11 protein-coding genes are annotated in these 14,961 nt (G+C 72.8%); 8 read left to right on the top strand and 3 right to left on the bottom strand.

The features are described from left to right. Nucleotides 1–2: 2 nt before the first annotated feature. Both malQ and ACQPZG_RS23325 read right to left on the bottom strand, forming a co-directional pair. The gene (gene malQ / locus ACQPZG_RS23330) at nucleotides 3–2,528 is read right to left on the bottom strand and encodes a 4-alpha-glucanotransferase (RefSeq protein WP_433547678.1); all 2,526 of its coding nucleotides are present in this window, start codon (nucleotides 2,526–2,528) and stop codon (nucleotides 3–5) included. Next, complete coding sequence (locus tag ACQPZG_RS23325) at nucleotides 2,528–2,764, bottom strand: hypothetical protein (RefSeq protein WP_433547677.1); 237 nt, start codon at nucleotides 2,762–2,764, stop codon at nucleotides 2,528–2,530. Before ACQPZG_RS23325 ends, malQ begins: the two co-directional genes overlap by 1 nt. Nucleotides 2,765–3,044: 280 nt before the next feature. Here ACQPZG_RS23325 and ACQPZG_RS23320 point away from each other — a divergent pair, with 280 nt between their 5' ends. Next, on the top strand, nucleotides 3,045–5,972 hold the full coding sequence (locus ACQPZG_RS23320; RefSeq protein WP_433549517.1) for a beta-N-acetylglucosaminidase domain-containing protein: 2,928 nt from the start codon (nucleotides 3,045–3,047) through the stop codon (nucleotides 5,970–5,972). Between the two features lie 64 nt (nucleotides 5,973–6,036). On the opposite strand, the gene ACQPZG_RS23315 is transcribed toward ACQPZG_RS23320, so the two are convergent. Further along, nucleotides 6,037–6,588 (bottom strand): HNH endonuclease, encoded by a 552-nt coding sequence (locus tag ACQPZG_RS23315; protein ID WP_433547676.1) that lies wholly within the window; start codon nucleotides 6,586–6,588, stop codon nucleotides 6,037–6,039. A gap of 237 nt (nucleotides 6,589–6,825) precedes the next feature. Between ACQPZG_RS23315 and ACQPZG_RS23310 the strand changes: the two genes are divergently transcribed. The 7 genes from ACQPZG_RS23310 (at nucleotide 6,826) to ACQPZG_RS23280 (ending at nucleotide 14,928) form a co-directional block, all read left to right on the top strand. Next, nucleotides 6,826–7,956 (top strand): mechanosensitive ion channel family protein, encoded by a 1,131-nt coding sequence (locus ACQPZG_RS23310; protein ID WP_433547675.1) that lies wholly within the window; start codon nucleotides 6,826–6,828, stop codon nucleotides 7,954–7,956. 257 nt (nucleotides 7,957–8,213) lie between these two features. Then, entirely contained in the window at nucleotides 8,214–9,374 is a 1,161-nt protein-coding gene (locus ACQPZG_RS23305) for an ROK family transcriptional regulator (protein WP_433547674.1), read from the top strand. 108 nt (nucleotides 9,375–9,482) lie between these two features. Beyond that, nucleotides 9,483–10,814, top strand: coding sequence for an ABC transporter substrate-binding protein (locus ACQPZG_RS23300; RefSeq protein WP_433547673.1), 1,332 nt, complete (start codon nucleotides 9,483–9,485; stop codon nucleotides 10,812–10,814). A gap of 7 nt (nucleotides 10,815–10,821) precedes the next feature. Next, nucleotides 10,822–11,763 (top strand): carbohydrate ABC transporter permease, encoded by a 942-nt coding sequence (locus ACQPZG_RS23295; protein WP_433547672.1) that lies wholly within the window; start codon nucleotides 10,822–10,824, stop codon nucleotides 11,761–11,763. Between the two features lie 5 nt (nucleotides 11,764–11,768). Beyond that, entirely contained in the window at nucleotides 11,769–12,662 is an 894-nt protein-coding gene (locus ACQPZG_RS23290) for a carbohydrate ABC transporter permease (RefSeq protein WP_433547671.1), read from the top strand. Between the two features lie 11 nt (nucleotides 12,663–12,673). Beyond that, on the top strand, nucleotides 12,674–13,939 hold the full coding sequence (locus ACQPZG_RS23285) for a 6-phospho-beta-glucosidase (RefSeq protein WP_433547670.1): 1,266 nt from the start codon (nucleotides 12,674–12,676) through the stop codon (nucleotides 13,937–13,939). Beyond that, on the top strand, nucleotides 13,936–14,928 hold the full coding sequence (locus ACQPZG_RS23280; RefSeq protein WP_433547669.1) for an N-acetylglucosamine kinase: 993 nt from the start codon (nucleotides 13,936–13,938) through the stop codon (nucleotides 14,926–14,928). Before ACQPZG_RS23285 ends, ACQPZG_RS23280 begins: the two co-directional genes overlap by 4 nt. Nucleotides 14,929–14,961 lie beyond the last annotated feature (33 nt).

The following is a 14,961-nucleotide window of genomic DNA, read 5'->3' as shown; positions in this document are numbered from 1 at the left end:
GGCTAAGCCGGCCGCGCGCCCGGGGGTGCCGTAAGGGGTCCGGCCGCCTGCCGGGCGTCCGCCGCGAGCACCCCCATGAGGCGGTGCAGCCTGGGTGAGGCAGCCAGTTCCTCCAGGGTGACCGGGCGTCCTTCGGCGTCGGCGACGGGCAGCCGCCAGTTGGGGTACTGGTCCCACGTGCCGGGGAGGTTCTGCGGGCGGCGGTCGCCCACCGCGTCCGGCAGCCAGACGCCGACCATCCTGGCCGGGGTGCGCAGCAGGAATCGGTACACGGCGTGGATCTGCGCCTCCTCGCCCGCTCCGGCTCCCTCGGGCAGCAGTCCGAGGCGGGTGAGGTACGTCAGCCAGTCGGTGACCTCGGCCGCGTCCTCGGCGCGTTCCTGGGCCAGCGGGCGGGTGAGCAGCCCGAGCCGGTGGCGCAGCGCGACGTGGTCGCCGGTGAGGCGGGCGGCGGTGGACGGGAGGTCGTGGGTGGTGGCGGTGGCGACGCAGCCCTCGCGCCAGTCCCCGGGGGCCAGTGGGCGGCCCGTAGCGGCCCAGTCGCGCTCGAACCACAGCACGGAGGTGCCGAGGACGCCGCGGGCGGCCAGTGCGTCGCGCACGCCCGGTTCGACGGTGCCGAGGTCCTCGCCGATGACGGCGGCGCCGGCCAGGTGGGCCTCCAGGACGAGGACCGCGAGCATGGCCTCCGCGTCGTACCGGACGTACGTTCCGTCGGTGGGCGGGCGGCCCTCGGGCACCCACCACAGCCGGAACAGACCCATGACGTGGTCGATGCGGACCGCTCCGCCGTGCCGCAGGAGATTGCGCAGCAGGCCGCGGTAGGGGGCGTAGCCGGTCGCGGCGAGTGCGTCGGGCCGCCAGGGCGGCAGTCCCCAGTCCTGTCCGAGTGCGTTGAACGCGTCGGGGGGCGCGCCGACGGACATGCCCCGGGCGAAGTAGGCGCCCTGCGACGGCGACCAGGTGTCGGAGCCGCCGGGGTGCACGCCCACGGCCAGGTCGTGGACCAGGCCCACGGACATGCCGGCGTCCCGGGCGGCCCGCTGGGCGGCGGCGAGCTGACAGTCGGTGAGCCAGGCGAGGCGGCAGTGGAAGTCGATCCGCTCGTGCAGCGCGGCGCGGGCGCGGCGGGTGTCGTCAGAGCTGCTGTCGCGGAGCGCTTCGGGCCACTGGTGCCAGTCGCCGCCGTACTCCTCCGCGAGGGCGCACCAGGTGGCGTGGTCCTCCAGGGCCTGGCCCTGCTGGGCGAGGAAGTCGCAGTAGGCGGCCCGGCGGCCGGGGCCCAGCGGCACCGCGGCGACGATCTCCAGGGCCCGCTTCTTCAGGTGCCAGACGGCGTCCCGGTCGAGGTGGGCGCCCTTGTGCAGCACGTTCGCGCGCAGTTCGGCGGCGCGGGCGAGCAGGGCGTCCAACCGTTCCCGGTCGGCCGGGTCGGTGACGTATCCGAACTCGGGGACGTCCTCGATCCGCAGGTGCACCGGGTCGGGGAAGCGGCGCGAGGAGGGACGGTAGGGCGACGGGTCGGTGGGCGTCCCGGGCACGGCGGCGTGCAGCGGGTTGACCTGGACGAATCCGGCCCCGAGCGAGCGGCCCGCCCAGCCGGCCAGCTCCGCGAGGTCGCCGAGGTCGCCCATGCCCCAGGAGCGGGCGGACAGCAGCGAGTAGAGCTGTACGAGGAAGCCGTGCCGGGGTCCCTGCGGTTCGGGCACGCGCGCGGGGGCGACGACGAGATGGCAGGCGGCCGCCCGCCCGTCGGGCAGTGCGGCTTCCAGGCGGTGCACGCCGAGCGGGAGCTGCGCCCAGTGATCGGCCCGGTGCGCGGCGTCGTCCGGCTGCCCGGCGGGCCGCGCGGAGCCCGGTGCCGGGGCGGCGGGGGGCGCGGGCGGGGGGCTCGGCCGCGCGGTGACCGCCTGAGCCGGGTCCGGGTGGGACGGGCCCTGGTGGGACGGGCCCGGGGGGACCGGGTCCATCGGCGTCGGGTCCGTGCGCGGTGCGTCCGTCGGCGCAGAGCCCTCTCCCGGCACGCCTTCGGGCGGCGAGTCCGCCTGCATGGAATCGCGCAGCGCGGTGTCACGGTGCGCGTGGTCCGGCTGCCCCGCGGCCCGCGCGGAATCCGGTGCCGGGGTGCCGGGGTGGGCGGCGGAGCCGGGGTGGGCGGAGGAGCCGGGGTCGGGCGGGAGTTGCCACTGCCTCGCCTCGCCCTGTTCCGTCGCGACGCGCAGCCGCGTGCCCGGGGGCAGGGCGGCCAGTGCGTCCGGGAGGATGCGGGCGTCCCGCCACAGGGCGAGGGTGGGCGGCAGGATCGGGCCGCTGCCGGTGCGGGCGGAGTCGTCGTGGGCGGCGAGAGCGGCGTCGATCGCGTGCGGTGTGCCCGCGTCGACGTCCAGGGCCGCGAGGACCGCGACGACGGTCGTGTCCGGGACCTGGACGGTGCGGTCCTCGGACGGTGCGTAGGACGTGGCGACGCCGTGCAGCGCGGCGAGCCGGGCGAGGCCCGTGGCCTCCGCCCCCCTCCCTCCTGCGGTCATCAGACTCCCGGGTACTCCGTGCCGGACGCCGTCCCGTAGGACGACGGCTCGCTGGTCAGTGGGGTCGCGTCGGTGAGCGGCGGTTCGCTCGTCAGCGGCGCGGCGTCGGCGAGCGGGGGCTCGCTGGTGAGGGGCGGTTCGGCGCAGCCGCAGGCACAGTGGCCGTCGAGCCCCGAGTCGGGGCCCGAGACCTGTTTGGAGAGGGCCGGGAGAAGGAGCTGGGCGGTAGCGGCCACTGGGGGCCTCCTTTGGTGGCGGGGCGTGGACAAGAGCAGCCATACCCAGAGGGCGCAGCCGCAGACATGTACGGCCGTACAACGTGTCCCGGGTCACATGAGTTCCGGTGGGCGGGAGTTGCCGCAAGAAGTTGAAGGAACGGGACGTACGACCGCAGACTGTCCGGCACGTACCCCGCGGCGCACGCGACATCGTCCTTCGCGCATTGACACCCCTGGCCGACGGGTGATGGGCTCGGCGCCCGTATACAGCAGAGCGATGAACACCGAGGAGTACGGCGTGCAGCTGGGGCGCAGAAGGGGAGCGACCGCCGTCGCGTTCGCCGTGATGGGCGGCCTGCTCGGCGGCGCGCCGGGAGCGCTGGCCGCACCGCCCGCCCCGGACGTCCCCGCTCCCGCCGCCCGGGACCTGGAGAGCGTCGCGGCGCCGGTGCCGGTGTGGCCGCGCCCTCAGTCGATGCGGGCGGCCGGGCGGGGTGTCGCGGTGGGCGACCAGGCGGTGCTGGTGGTGGCGCCGGGCACCGACCCGTTCGCCGTGGACGCGCTGCGGAGCGTGCTGCGGGGCGCGGGTGCGCACACCCTGTACGAGGTGGCGCCGGGCGAGGCGCTGCCGCCGCGCGGTCTGGTCGTACGGGCCGGGGACGCCGAGGACGCGCTGAAGGCGCTGAAGGCGCCCGCGCGCGGTGATCTCCCGGCGGGCGGTTACCGGCTCGCGGTCGGGCAGGTCGCCGGGCGGGACACCGTCGCCCTGGACGGGGTCGGCGCGGACGGCATGTTCCACGCGGCGCAGACGCTGCGGCAGTTGGTGCGGGGCGACGCCGTCGCGGGCGTGGTCGTACGGGACTGGCCGGGGACCGCGGTGCGCGGCATGACGGAGGGGTTCTACGGCCGTCCGTGGACGACGGAGCAGCGGCTCGCGCAGGTCGACTTCATGGGGCGCACGAAGCAGAACCGGTACCTCTACGCGCCGGGCGACGACCCCTACCGTCAGGCACTGTGGCGCCAGCCCTACCCGGCGGCCGAGCGGTCCTCGTTCCGGGTGCTGGCCGAGCACGCCCGCCGCAACCACGTGACGCTGGGCTGGGCGGTCGCCCCGGGGCAGGCGATGTGCATGTCGGACGACCGGGACGTCAAGGCCCTGGTCCGCAAGGTCGAGTCGATGTGGGCGCTGGGGGTGCGGGTCTTCCAGCTCCAGTTCCAGGACGTCAGTTACAGCGAGTGGCACTGCGGGCAGGACGCCGACGTGTTCGGCTCGGGTCCCGAGGCGGCGGCGAAGGCGCACGCGCGCGTGGCGAGCGCCCTCGCCCGTCACCTCGCCGAACGGCACCCGGGCGCCGAGCCGTTGTCGATGATGCCGACGGAGTTCTACCAGGACGGCGAGACCGCATACCGGCGGGCGCTGGCCGCCGAGCTGGACCAGCGCGTGCAGGTCGCGTGGACGGGCGTGGGCGTGGTGCCCAGGACCATCAGCGGACGCGAACTGGTGACCGCGCGGTCCGCGTTCGGGCGTCCGCTGGTCACCATGGACAACTACCCCGTCAACGACTACGCGCAGGACCGGCTCTTCCTCGGCCCCTACACCGGCCGGGAGCCGGCCGTGGCGGGCCACAGCGCCGCCCTGCTGTCCAACGCGATGCAGCAGCCGTCCGCGTCCCGCATTCCGCTGTTCACGGCCGCCGACTTCGCCTGGAACCCGCGCGGTTATCAGCCGCAGGAGTCGTGGCGGGCGGCCGTCGACGACCTGGCGGGCGGCGACGCGAAGGCCCGCGAGGCGATGCGGGCGTTCGCCGGCAACCACGCGTCGTCGATCCTCGACCCGGCGCACGAGTCGGCGTACCTGCGGCCGCTGATCGACGCGTTCTGGAAGTCCCGGCCGAGCGGGGACCGCGCGCTGCGCGACGCGGCCGCGCAGCGTCTGCGGGCGGCGTTCACGGTGATGAAGGAGGCCCCGCAGCGTCTGGGGCCGGCGGCCGACGGGTCCTTCGACGACGAGGTGCGGCCCTGGCTGGAGCGGTTCGCGCGGTACGGGGCGGCGGGCGAGCAGGCCGTCGACATGCTCCAGGCGCAGTCCGCCGGGGACGGTGCGGCCGCCTGGAGTTCCGCGCGCGCCCTGAGCACGTCCCGCGAGGAGCTGAAGGCGCCCCGGGTGACCGTCGGCAAGGGTGTGCTCGACCCGTTCCTGTCGAAGGCGCAGCGGCAGGGCGCGGCGTGGACGGGCGCGGACCGCGAGCCGGGCACGGTGACGCGCGGCGAGAGCACGTACACGGTGCGCCTGAAGCACCCGCGCCCGGTGACGGCGGTGACGGCGATGGCCGCCCCGGGGCAGACGGACACGGCGGTGGAGGTGCACGTACCCGGCGAGGGCTGGCGGCGGGTCGGCACGCTGACCGCCGACGGCTGGACGCAGACGCCGGTGGGCGGCACGCGCGTGGACGCGGTGCGGCTCGCGTGGACGGGCCGCGTCCCGGCGGTGGAGCGGCTGGTGCCCTGGTTCGCGGACGAGCCGGAGGCGACGCTCACCCTGTCCCGCGGCGAGACCGACGCGGAGATCGGCGGGCCCGCCGCGCGCGTGGTGGCGGCGCTGACCGGTCAGCGGCCCGGCGAGGTGCGCGGCGGACTGGTGGCGAAGGCGCCCAAGGGCATCGAGGTGGTGGCCCCGAAGGCGACCGTGGTGCCGCGCGGCACGGACGCGTCCGTACCGCTGGAGATCAAGGTCGCGAAGGGCACGCCGGCGGGCGAGTACCGCGTCCCGGTGTCCTTCGCCGGCGGTGCGGAACAGGTGCTGACCGTACGGGCCGCCCCGCGCACCGGGGGCCCGGATCTGCTGCGTACGGCGCGGGTGTCGTCCTCGGGCGACGAGACGGCCGACTTCCCGGCGGCGCACGCGGCGGACGGCGACGCGGGGACGCGCTGGTCGTCGCCCGCGGGCCCGTCCGCGTGGTGGCAGGCGGAGCTGCCGGAGCCGACCCGGGTGGGTCAGGTGGTCCTGACCTGGCAGGACGCCTACGCGAAGACCTATCGCGTGCAGGTGTCGGCGGACGGCCGCAGCTGGCGGACCGCGGCCACCGTCCGGGACGGCAGGGGCGGCCGGGAGGCGATCCGCTTCGATGCGCGGGACGCGAAGTTCGTACGGGTGCAGGGCGACGAGCGGGCTACCCGGTTCGGGTACTCCCTGTGGTCGGTGGAGGCGTACGCGGTCGCCGAGTAGGCGGGCACGGCCGCGGCGTCGAGCGAGCGCTCGACGCCGCGGCCGTACGGACGAGGGCCCGGACTCAGGCGACTGTGCTGACCGCGGAGGTGCCGTCGATCCGGGCCAGGGCGTCGTCCGCGCCGAAGGGCTGCAGATACGGGAGCCAGCGTGGATCCCGGTGCCCGGTCCCGATGATGCGCCAGGCCAGACCGGTCGGCGGGGCGGGCTGGTGGCGCAGCCGCCAGCCCAGTTCCCTCAGGTGCCGGTCGGCCTTGGTGTGGTTGCAGCGGCGACAGGCCGCCACCACGTTCTCCCAGGCGTGCTGTCCGCCGCGACTGCGCGGAACGACGTGGTCGACGCTGGTTGCGACGCCACCGCAGTACATACAGCGCCCGCCGTCCCTGGCGAAGAGCGCACGGCGGGTGAGTGGAACGGGCCCCCGGTAGGGGACCCGCACGAACCGTTTGAGCCGTACGACGCTGGGAGCGGGGACGACACGGGTCGCACTGTGCAGGAAAGCGCCGGACTCCTCCAGGCAGAGGGCCTTGTTCTCCAGGACGAGAACGAGCGCGCGGCGCAGCGGTACGACGCCGAGCGGCTCGTACGACGCGTTGAGGACCAGGACATGCGGCACGGATGCCTCCTTGGACGCCGGCGGCGCGTGGCTCGCGCCGGGACGATGCAGCACCAGTCTCCCCTCATGCCTGGTCGTGGCGCCACCACGTCCGGGTAACGGGCCAAAAGTGTTGTCCACCACACGGGGGAACCGCCGCGCGTGGTGTCGCGGACCACAGGGGTGCGGACCCCGAGTCAGCGGGGCCCCGGCCGTTGCCCCGATAGTGTGGTGGGTCCGCCACACCGCAGGAATCGCATGGAGGTGCCCCCGGTGTCCTGGTCCGTTCTACCGCTCGCAGACCCGTCTCCCACCCCCGGCCCCGTCACCCTCGACGAGGCCGCAGAGCGGGCCGGCAACGCCGCGAGCTGGGTGGAGCAGAACTGGTCCACCTGGCTGAGCGTCGGCCTGCGCATCCTGCTGATCGTCGTGATCGCCACCGTGCTGCGGACGGTGATCCGGCGCACGATCACCAAGCTCATAGCGCACATGAACAACAGCGCCCAGGCGGTGGAGGGCACCGCCCTGGGCGGCCTGCTGGTGAACGCCGAGCGCCGCCGCCAGCGGTCGGAGGCGATCGGGTCGGTGCTGCGCTCCGTGGCGTCGTTCCTGATCCTCGGCACGGCCGCGCTGATGGTGCTGGGCGCACTGAACATCAACCTGGCGCCGCTGCTCGCGAGCGCCGGTGTGGCGGGGGTGGCGCTCGGTTTCGGCGCCCGCAACCTGGTCACCGACTTCCTCTCGGGCGTCTTCATGATCCTGGAGGACCAGTACGGCGTCGGCGACACCATCGACGCGGGCGTCGCCTCCGGCGAGGTCATAGAGGTCGGCCTGCGGGTCACCAAGCTGCGCGGCGACAACGGCGCGATCTGGTACGTCCGCAACGGCGAGGTGAAGCGGATCGGCAACCTCAGCCAGGGCTGGGCCACCGCGGGCGTCGACGTCCAGGTCCTGCCGACCGAGGACCTGGAGAACATCCGGGCCGTGCTGTCCGAGGTCGCGGAGGACATGGCGAAGGCCGAGCCGTGGAACGAGCGGCTCTGGGGTCCGATCGAGGTCCTCGGCCTGGACTCCGTACTGCTGGACTCGATGATCGTGCGGGTGTCCGCGAAGACCATGCCGGGCAAGGCGCTCGGGGTGGAGCGCGAACTGCGCTGGCGGATCAAGCAGGCCTTCGACCGGGCGGGCATCCGGATCGTCGGCGGACCCGCCCCGGCGGTCGAGGAGGAGGCGGCGGACCCGTCGGCGGGCGTCGCCGCGCCGTCCGCGCTGGCCAGTCCCACGTCCCCGCAGGCGCTGGCATCGGCGCCGATCCCGCCCGCCGGCCCCACGCCCGGCTCCGCTCCCGCGGCTCACCCTGCGGGTGCTCCGCCGCTCAACAAGCCGTAACGGACCGGCGGCAGCGCCCGCCCGCCCCGTCCCGGGAACACCTCCTTCCGCGCCCCCGCAGGTAACGCTTTGGTTGCCTCGGGGGCGCTTCCCATTGACGCTCCCTTCGCCTGCCCTTACGTTCCTCCCATCCGAACAGGAAACTTTCCTAACAGCCTCTGGCCACGTGGCCGGGAGAGCGGACCGTCGAAGGGCAGGTGAACACCGTCGTGGCCGTCACGCCGGGCACACCGGGTACTCCACGCGTACTGCGCGCGATGAACGACCGTGCGGCGCTGGACCTGCTGCTGGCACACGGGCCGCTCTCCAGGACCCGGATCGGGAAGCTCACCGGGCTCTCCAAGCCGACCGCCTCCCAGCTCCTGGCCCGCCTCGAAGCGGCCGGACTCGTCGTCGCCACCGGCACCACCGAGGGCCGGCCCGGCCCCAACGCGCAGCTGTACGCGGTGAACGCGGGCGCCGCGCACGTCGCCGCGCTGGACGTCGCCCCGGACCGGATCCGCGCCGCCGTCGCCGACCTCGCGGGCGGCACCGCCGGGAGCTTCGAGCTGCCCACGCCCGGCCGCTCGTCCACGGGTGTCGTACGTCAGGTGACGCAGGCGATCGACGGCGCGGCGAAGGACGCCGGTCTCCTACGGGGCGATCTGCACCGGGTCGTGATCGGCACGCCCGGCGCCTTCGACCCGAGCACGGGCCGGCTGCGGTACGCCTCGCACCTGCCCGGCTGGCACTCCCCCACCCTGCTGGACGAACTGGCCGCGGCCCTGCCGATGCCGGTGGAGTACGAGAACGACGTGAACCTGGCGGCGGTCGCCGAACAGCGGCTCGGCGCGGCACGCGGCCACGAGGACTTCGTGCTGCTGTGGGCGGAGGGCGGCCTCGGCGCGGCCGTCGTCCTCGGCGGGCGGCTGCACCGCGGCTGGACCGGCGGCGCGGGCGAGGTGGGCTTCCTGCCGGTGCCGGGCGCGCCGCTGATCCGGCGGGTGGCGCAGGCCAACGGGGGCGGTTTCCAGGAACTGGCGGGCGCGGTCGCCGTGCCGCGGATCGCCCGCCGGCTCGGCTACGAGACTCCCGAACAGCCGGCCGTGCAGGTGGCCACCGGCCTGCTGGCGCGGGCCGCGGAGGGAGAGCCCGCGCTGGAGGGGCTCCTGCCGGAGTACGCGCAGCGGCTGGCGACCGGACTGGCCTCGGTGGTCGCCGTGCTCGACCCGGAACTGATCGTGCTGTCCGGAGGGGTGACCGCCGCGGGCGGCGAACCGCTGCGGGCGCTCGTCCAGGCCGAACTGGCCGAACTCGCCGCGCCCCGTCCCCGTCTCGTGATCGGCGAGATCCAGCAGTCCCCGGTGCTGAGGGGTGCGTTGCAGAGCGCGCTGGAAGCCACCCGCGACGAAGTGTTCGACACCACGTCGACCGGCTAGAGCCCCGCCCCTCCTCCACCGCCCGGCAGCGGCCCGTACGACCTGCTTCCCCCTCCCCCCTCCGCCTTCCCCCACCGTCCCCCTTGCCCTGCCCCCGGGAGTCCCGTCATGCGCAGAAACCGTTTCCTGTCCGCCGCCGCTCTCGTCGCCGCGATATCGGTCACCGCCACCGCCTGCACCGGCTCCGCCGAGAACACGGCCAAGGACGACCCGAACGCGAAGACCACGATCAACTTCTGGCACGGGTGGAACGCCCCGAAGGAGGTCAAGGGAATCGAGGAGAACGTCGCCCGGTTCGAGAAGGCCCACCCGAACATCAAGGTCAACGTCATCGGCAACATCAACGACGACAAACTCAACCAGGCGCTGCGCAGCGGCGGTTCCAAGGGCCCGGACGTCGTGTCGTCGTTCACCACGTCCAACATCGGCAAGTTCTGCTCCTCGGGGGCCTTCGCGGACCTGAAGCCGTTCATCGAGAAGTCGAAGCTGGACCTGGAGAAGACCTTCCCGAAGGTCATGCTCGACTACACGCAGTTCGAGGGGAAGCGGTGCGCGCTGCCGCTGCTGGCCGACGCGTACGGGCTCTACTACAACAAGGACGCCTTCGAGAAGGCGGGCATCACCGAGCCGCCGCAGACCTACAGCGAGTTGTCGGCCGTCGCGAAGAAGCTGACGAAACCCAAGGGCGACGGTTTCGAGCAGCTGGGCTTCATGCCCGCCTACCACGGCTACGAGACGACGACCGAGCACTACCTGGGCTCGTGGGGGCCGGAGTACTTCGACAAGGACGGCAAGTCCAACGTCGCCAAGGACCCGGCTTTCGCGGAAATGCTGACCACGCAGAAGAAACTCGTCGACGACCTCGGCGGAATCAAGAAACTGGACAGGTTCCGCAACACCTTCGGTGACGAGTTCGGCGCACAGCACCCCTTCCACACCGGCCAGGTCGCCATGCAGCTCGACGGCGAGTGGCGGCTGGGGATGGCGACGGACGCGAAGGTGCCGTTCGAGATCGGTGTCGCCCCGATGCCGGTGCCCGACAGCCGCAAGGACACCTACGGCAGGGGCTTCCTGTCGGGCACGGTGATGGGCATCGCCCCGCAGAGCAAGAAGCAGAACGCCGCGTGGGAACTCATCGAGTTCATGACGACCGGCACCGAGGCGGTCGTCGCGTTCTCCAACGCGATCAACAACGTGCCGTCGACGTTCGAGGCGCTGAAGTCGCCCGACCTGAAGGGCCCCGAGGGTTTCCGGACGTTCCACGAGATCGCCCAGCACTCCCGGTCCAACAGCCCCGCCGGCGCGGTCAACGGCGACGCGCACCTCAACTCCCTCCAGGAGTTCGGCTACCAGTACGAGAAGGGTGCCGTGAAGGACCTGAAGGCGGGTCTGGAGAAGCTGGCCCAGCAGATCGACACCGACATCGCGAAGGCGAAGTAGCTCCGCGATGACCACTCACACTCTCCGTGCGAAGCGCACCCGCGGTGCGCTTCGCACGGCGGCCTTCATGTCGCCCTGGCTGATCGGTTTCGCGGTCTTCTTCGTGTACCCGCTGATCTCCACCGTGTACTTCTCGTTCATGAAGTACGACGGCTTCGGCGCCCCGGTCTTCAACGGCCTGGAGAACTGGACGTACGTCTTCACGGACTACCCGAACTTCTGGCCCGCGATGAGGAACACCCTCTGGCTGGTCGTCGTCATGGTGATCTGCCGCGTCGCCTTCGGCCTCGGCATCGGCCTGCTGATCACGAAGATCAAAACGGGGACGGGTGTGTTCCGCACCCTCTTCTACCTGCCCTACCTCGCCCCTCCGGTGGCGGCCACCCTCGGCTTCGTCTTCCTGCTGAACCCGGGTACGGGCCCGGTCAACGAGATCCTGGGCTCCCTGGGGCTGCCCACCCCGGACTGGTTCACCGACCCGGCGTCCTCGAAGCCGGCGCTGACGATCCTCGCGGTGTGGGGCATCGGCGACCTCATGGTCATCTTCATGGCCGCGCTGCTGGACGTACCGAAGGAGCAGTACGAGGCGGCGGAACTGGACGGGGCGTCGTCCTGGCAGCGGTTCCGCTTCGTGACGCTGCCCAACATCTCGCCCATCGTGCTGTTCGCGGTGGTCACCGGTGTCATCCAGGCGATGCAGTACTACACCCAGCCCCTGGTGGCGGGAAAGGTCGCTTCCGGCGTCATCGGCAACTCGGGCCAGCCGTTCGAGCCCGGCTTCCCGGAGAAGTCGACCCTGACCCTGCCCCAGCTCGTCTACAACCTCGGCTTCCAGCGGTTCGACTACGGCTCCGCCGCGGTCACCGCACTCGTCCTGTTCGTCCTGGCGATGGCCTGCACGGCCCTGCTGATGCGACGTCGCGGCGGCCTCCTCCAGGCAGGTGACTGATACCCATGTCCACCACGACACTTGAGCGTCCGCTCCGCACCGAAACGCCCCCTCCGGCCCGCCGCACCGCACGCCGCAGGGCCACGCTGCACTGGATCGGCGTGCACTCCCTGGGGGTGGCGGCAGCCCTCTTCTTCGTGCTGCCGTTCGTCTTCCTGCTGCTCACCTCCTTGATGAGCGACCGGCAGGCGCTCACCAGCGACCTGGTGCCGCGCACCTGGGAGTGGGGCAACTACGTCACGGTCTTCCGGACGCCCGGCTTCCTCGGCTGGTGGCGCAACAGCCTGATGTACGCGGGTCTGGGCACCGTACTGACCGTGCTGTCGTCGGTACCGGTGGCGTACGCGCTCGCCAAGTTCCGCTTCCGGGGCCGGAGCCTGTCGCTGCTGCTGGTCATCTCGATGATGATGCTGCCGCCGCAGGTCGTCATCATCCCGATGTACCTGTTCTGGTCGAAGCAGCTGGACCTCACGGGCACCCTGTGGCCGCTGATCATCCCGCTCGCGTTCGGCGACGCGTTCTCCATCTTCCTGCTGCGGCAGTTCCTGCTGACGATCCCCGACGAATACCTGGACGCGGCGAAGGTGGACGGCTGCGGCGAGTTCCGTACGCTGCTCCGCATCGTGCTGCCGATGGCCAAGCCCGGCATCGCGGCGATCGCCCTGTTCCAGTTCTTCGCCCTGTGGAACGACTACTTCGGTCCGCAGATCTACGCGTCGGAGAACCCGGCCGCCTGGACGCTGAGTTACGGCCTGGAATCGTTCAAGGGCGCGCACCAGACCAACTGGAATCTGACCATGGCCGCGACCGTACTGGTCATGGCCCCTGTGATCCTCGTCTTCTTCTTCGCCCAGAAGGCGTTCGTCGAGGGTGTCACGCTGACCGGAGTGAAGGGCTAGGTCATCAATCCATGAAGCTCGCAGTAGTCGGTGGAGGTTCCACCTACACCCCCGAGTTGATCGACGGCTTCGCCCGGCTGCGGGACACCCTGCCGGTCACCGAACTCGTCCTGATCGACCCGGCGGCCGACCGCCTGGAACTGGTCGGCGGTCTCGCCCGGCGCATCTTCGCCAGGCAGGGCCACCCGGGCACGATCACCACCACCTGCGACCTGGACGCGGGCGTCGCGGGCGCCGACGCGGTGCTGCTGCAGCTCCGCGTCGGCGGCCAGGCGGCCCGCCGGCAGGACGAGACGTGGCCGCTGGAGTGCGGCTGCGTCGGCCAGGAGACGACGGGCGCGGGCGGTCTCGCCAAGGCGCTGCGCACGGTCCCCGTCGTCCTGGACATCGCCGAACGCGTCCGGCGCGCCAGCCCCGACGCCTGGATCATCGACTTCACCAACCCCGTCGGCATCGTCACCCGCGCCCTGCTGAAGGCCGGTCACAAGGCGGTGGGACTGTGCAACGTGGCGATCGGCTTCCAACGGAAATTCGCGAAACTGCTCGACGTCGCCCCGGCCGAGATCCACCTCGACCACGTCGGCCTCAACCACCTCACCTGGGAGCTGGGCGTACGTCTCGGCGGTCCGGCCGGCGAGAACCTGCTGCCCCGGCTGATCGCCGAGCACGGCGACGCCATCGCCGCCGACCTGCACATGCCGCGCGCCGTCGTGGACCGTCTCGGCGTGGTCCCCTCGTACTACCTGCGGTACTTCTACCAGCACGACGAGGTCGTGCGGGAACTCGGCAGCAAGCCCTCCCGGGCCGCCGAAGTCGCCGCGATGGAGAAGGAGCTGCTGGCGCTGTACGGCGACCCCGCGCTGGACGAGAAGCCCGCGCTGCTCGCCAAACGCGGCGGCGCGTTCTACTCGGAGGCGGCCGTCGATCTGGCGTCCTCGCTGCTGGCCGGCGGCGGTTCGCCGGTGCAGGTCGTCAACACGTTCAACAACGGCACGCTCCCCTTCCTCCCGGACGACGCCGTCATCGAGACGCAGGCACGCGTCGACACGAAGGGCGCGACGCCTCTCGCGGTACCGGCGCTCGACCCGATGTACGCGGGGCTCGTCTCCCACGTCACCGCGTACGAGGACCTCGCGCTCGAAGCCGCCCTGCACGGCGGACGCGAACGCGTCTTCAAGGCGCTCCTCGCGCACCCGCTGGTCGGCCAGTTCGAGCACGCCGAGGCGCTCACGGACAGACTGGTGGCGCACAACCGGGAGCACCTGGCGTGGGCATGAGCACTGCCGCCGACGGCCCGGCCGGCGAGCGGGGCTCGGTCCTCGCCGTCGACGCGGGCAACAGCAAGACGGACGTCGCCGTCGTGGGCGCGGACGGGACGGTTCTGGGCACGGGCCGGGGAGGCGGTTTCCAGCCACCGCTGGTGGGCGTGCGGGCGGCCGTCGACGTCCTCGCCGACGCGGTCGGGCGGGCCATGACGGCGGCCGGTGTCTCCCGGGTCGACCACGTCTCGGCGTGCCTGGCCAACGCCGACCTCCCGGTCGAGGAGCGGGAGCTGTCCCAGGCGGTGCAGGCGCGCGGCTGGGGCCGCACCACCGAGGTCCGCAACGACACCTTCGCCGTCCTGCGTGCCGGGGTGGACGAGCCGCGCGGGGTCGCGGTCGTGTGCGGGGCGGGCATCAACTGCGTCGGCATGCTGCCCGACGGACGCACCGCCCGCTTCCCCGCCGTCGGCAAGCTCTCCGGCGACTGGGGCGGTGGCGGTGGCCTCGCGGACGAGGCGCTGTGGTTCGCGGCACGGGCGGAGGACGGGCGCGGGGCTCCGACCGCGCTCGCGCGCGTGCTGCCCGCGCACTTCGGGCTCGACTCGATGTACGCCCTCATCGAGGCGCTGCACCTGGGGCGCATTCCGGCGGTGCGGCAGCACGAGGTCGCGCCGCTGGTGTTCGCAGTGAGCGCGGAGGGCGATCCGGTCGCCCGGTCGCTGGTGCACCGGCTGGCGGACGAGGTGGTCGCGATGGCCTCGGTGGCGCTGGGCCGCCTGGACCTCCTGACGGAGGAGGCGCCGGTGCTGCTCGGCGGGAGCGTGCTCGCGGCCCGTCACCCGGAGTTGGACGACCGCATCCGTGCTCTGCTCGCCGAGCGGGCGCCGAAGGCGGTCGTACGGGTGGTGACGGCGGCGCCGGTGCTGGGGGCGGCGCTGCTGGGGCTGGACCGGGTGGGGGCGCGGGAGGAGGCGGGACGGAGGCTGCGGGGGCAGTACGGGTAGGGGTGGCGGCGTGCGGGAGCGGTAGGGGCGGCG

Origin of the sequence: Streptomyces sp. CA-294286, from assembly GCF_050947155.1 — a bacterium.
GTDB lineage: Bacteria > Actinomycetota > Actinomycetes > Streptomycetales > Streptomycetaceae > Streptomyces.
Note: the sequence above shows the minus strand (reverse complement) of the source record. Positions and strands in the feature narration are given on the sequence as shown.

What these genes read in the sequence shown, in the direction of transcription:
- ACQPZG_RS23295 (WP_433547672.1), top strand. Translation starts at nt 10,822, where the DNA reads ATGACCACTCACACTCTCCGTGCGAAGCGCACCCGCGGTGCGCTTCGC.
- ACQPZG_RS23300 (WP_433547673.1), top strand. Translation starts at nt 9,483, where the DNA reads ATGCGCAGAAACCGTTTCCTGTCCGCCGCCGCTCTCGTCGCCGCGATA.
- ACQPZG_RS23305 (WP_433547674.1), top strand. Translation starts at nt 8,214, where the DNA reads ATGAACGACCGTGCGGCGCTGGACCTGCTGCTGGCACACGGGCCGCTC.
- ACQPZG_RS23280 (WP_433547669.1), top strand. Translation starts at nt 13,936, where the DNA reads ATGAGCACTGCCGCCGACGGCCCGGCCGGCGAGCGGGGCTCGGTCCTC.
- ACQPZG_RS23310 (WP_433547675.1), top strand. Translation starts at nt 6,826, where the DNA reads ATGGAGGTGCCCCCGGTGTCCTGGTCCGTTCTACCGCTCGCAGACCCG.
- ACQPZG_RS23285 (WP_433547670.1), top strand. Translation starts at nt 12,674, where the DNA reads ATGAAGCTCGCAGTAGTCGGTGGAGGTTCCACCTACACCCCCGAGTTG.
- malQ (WP_433547678.1), bottom strand. Translation starts at nt 2,528, where the DNA reads ATGACCGCAGGAGGGAGGGGGGCGGAGGCCACGGGCCTCGCCCGGCTC.
- ACQPZG_RS23290 (WP_433547671.1), top strand. Translation starts at nt 11,769, where the DNA reads ATGTCCACCACGACACTTGAGCGTCCGCTCCGCACCGAAACGCCCCCT.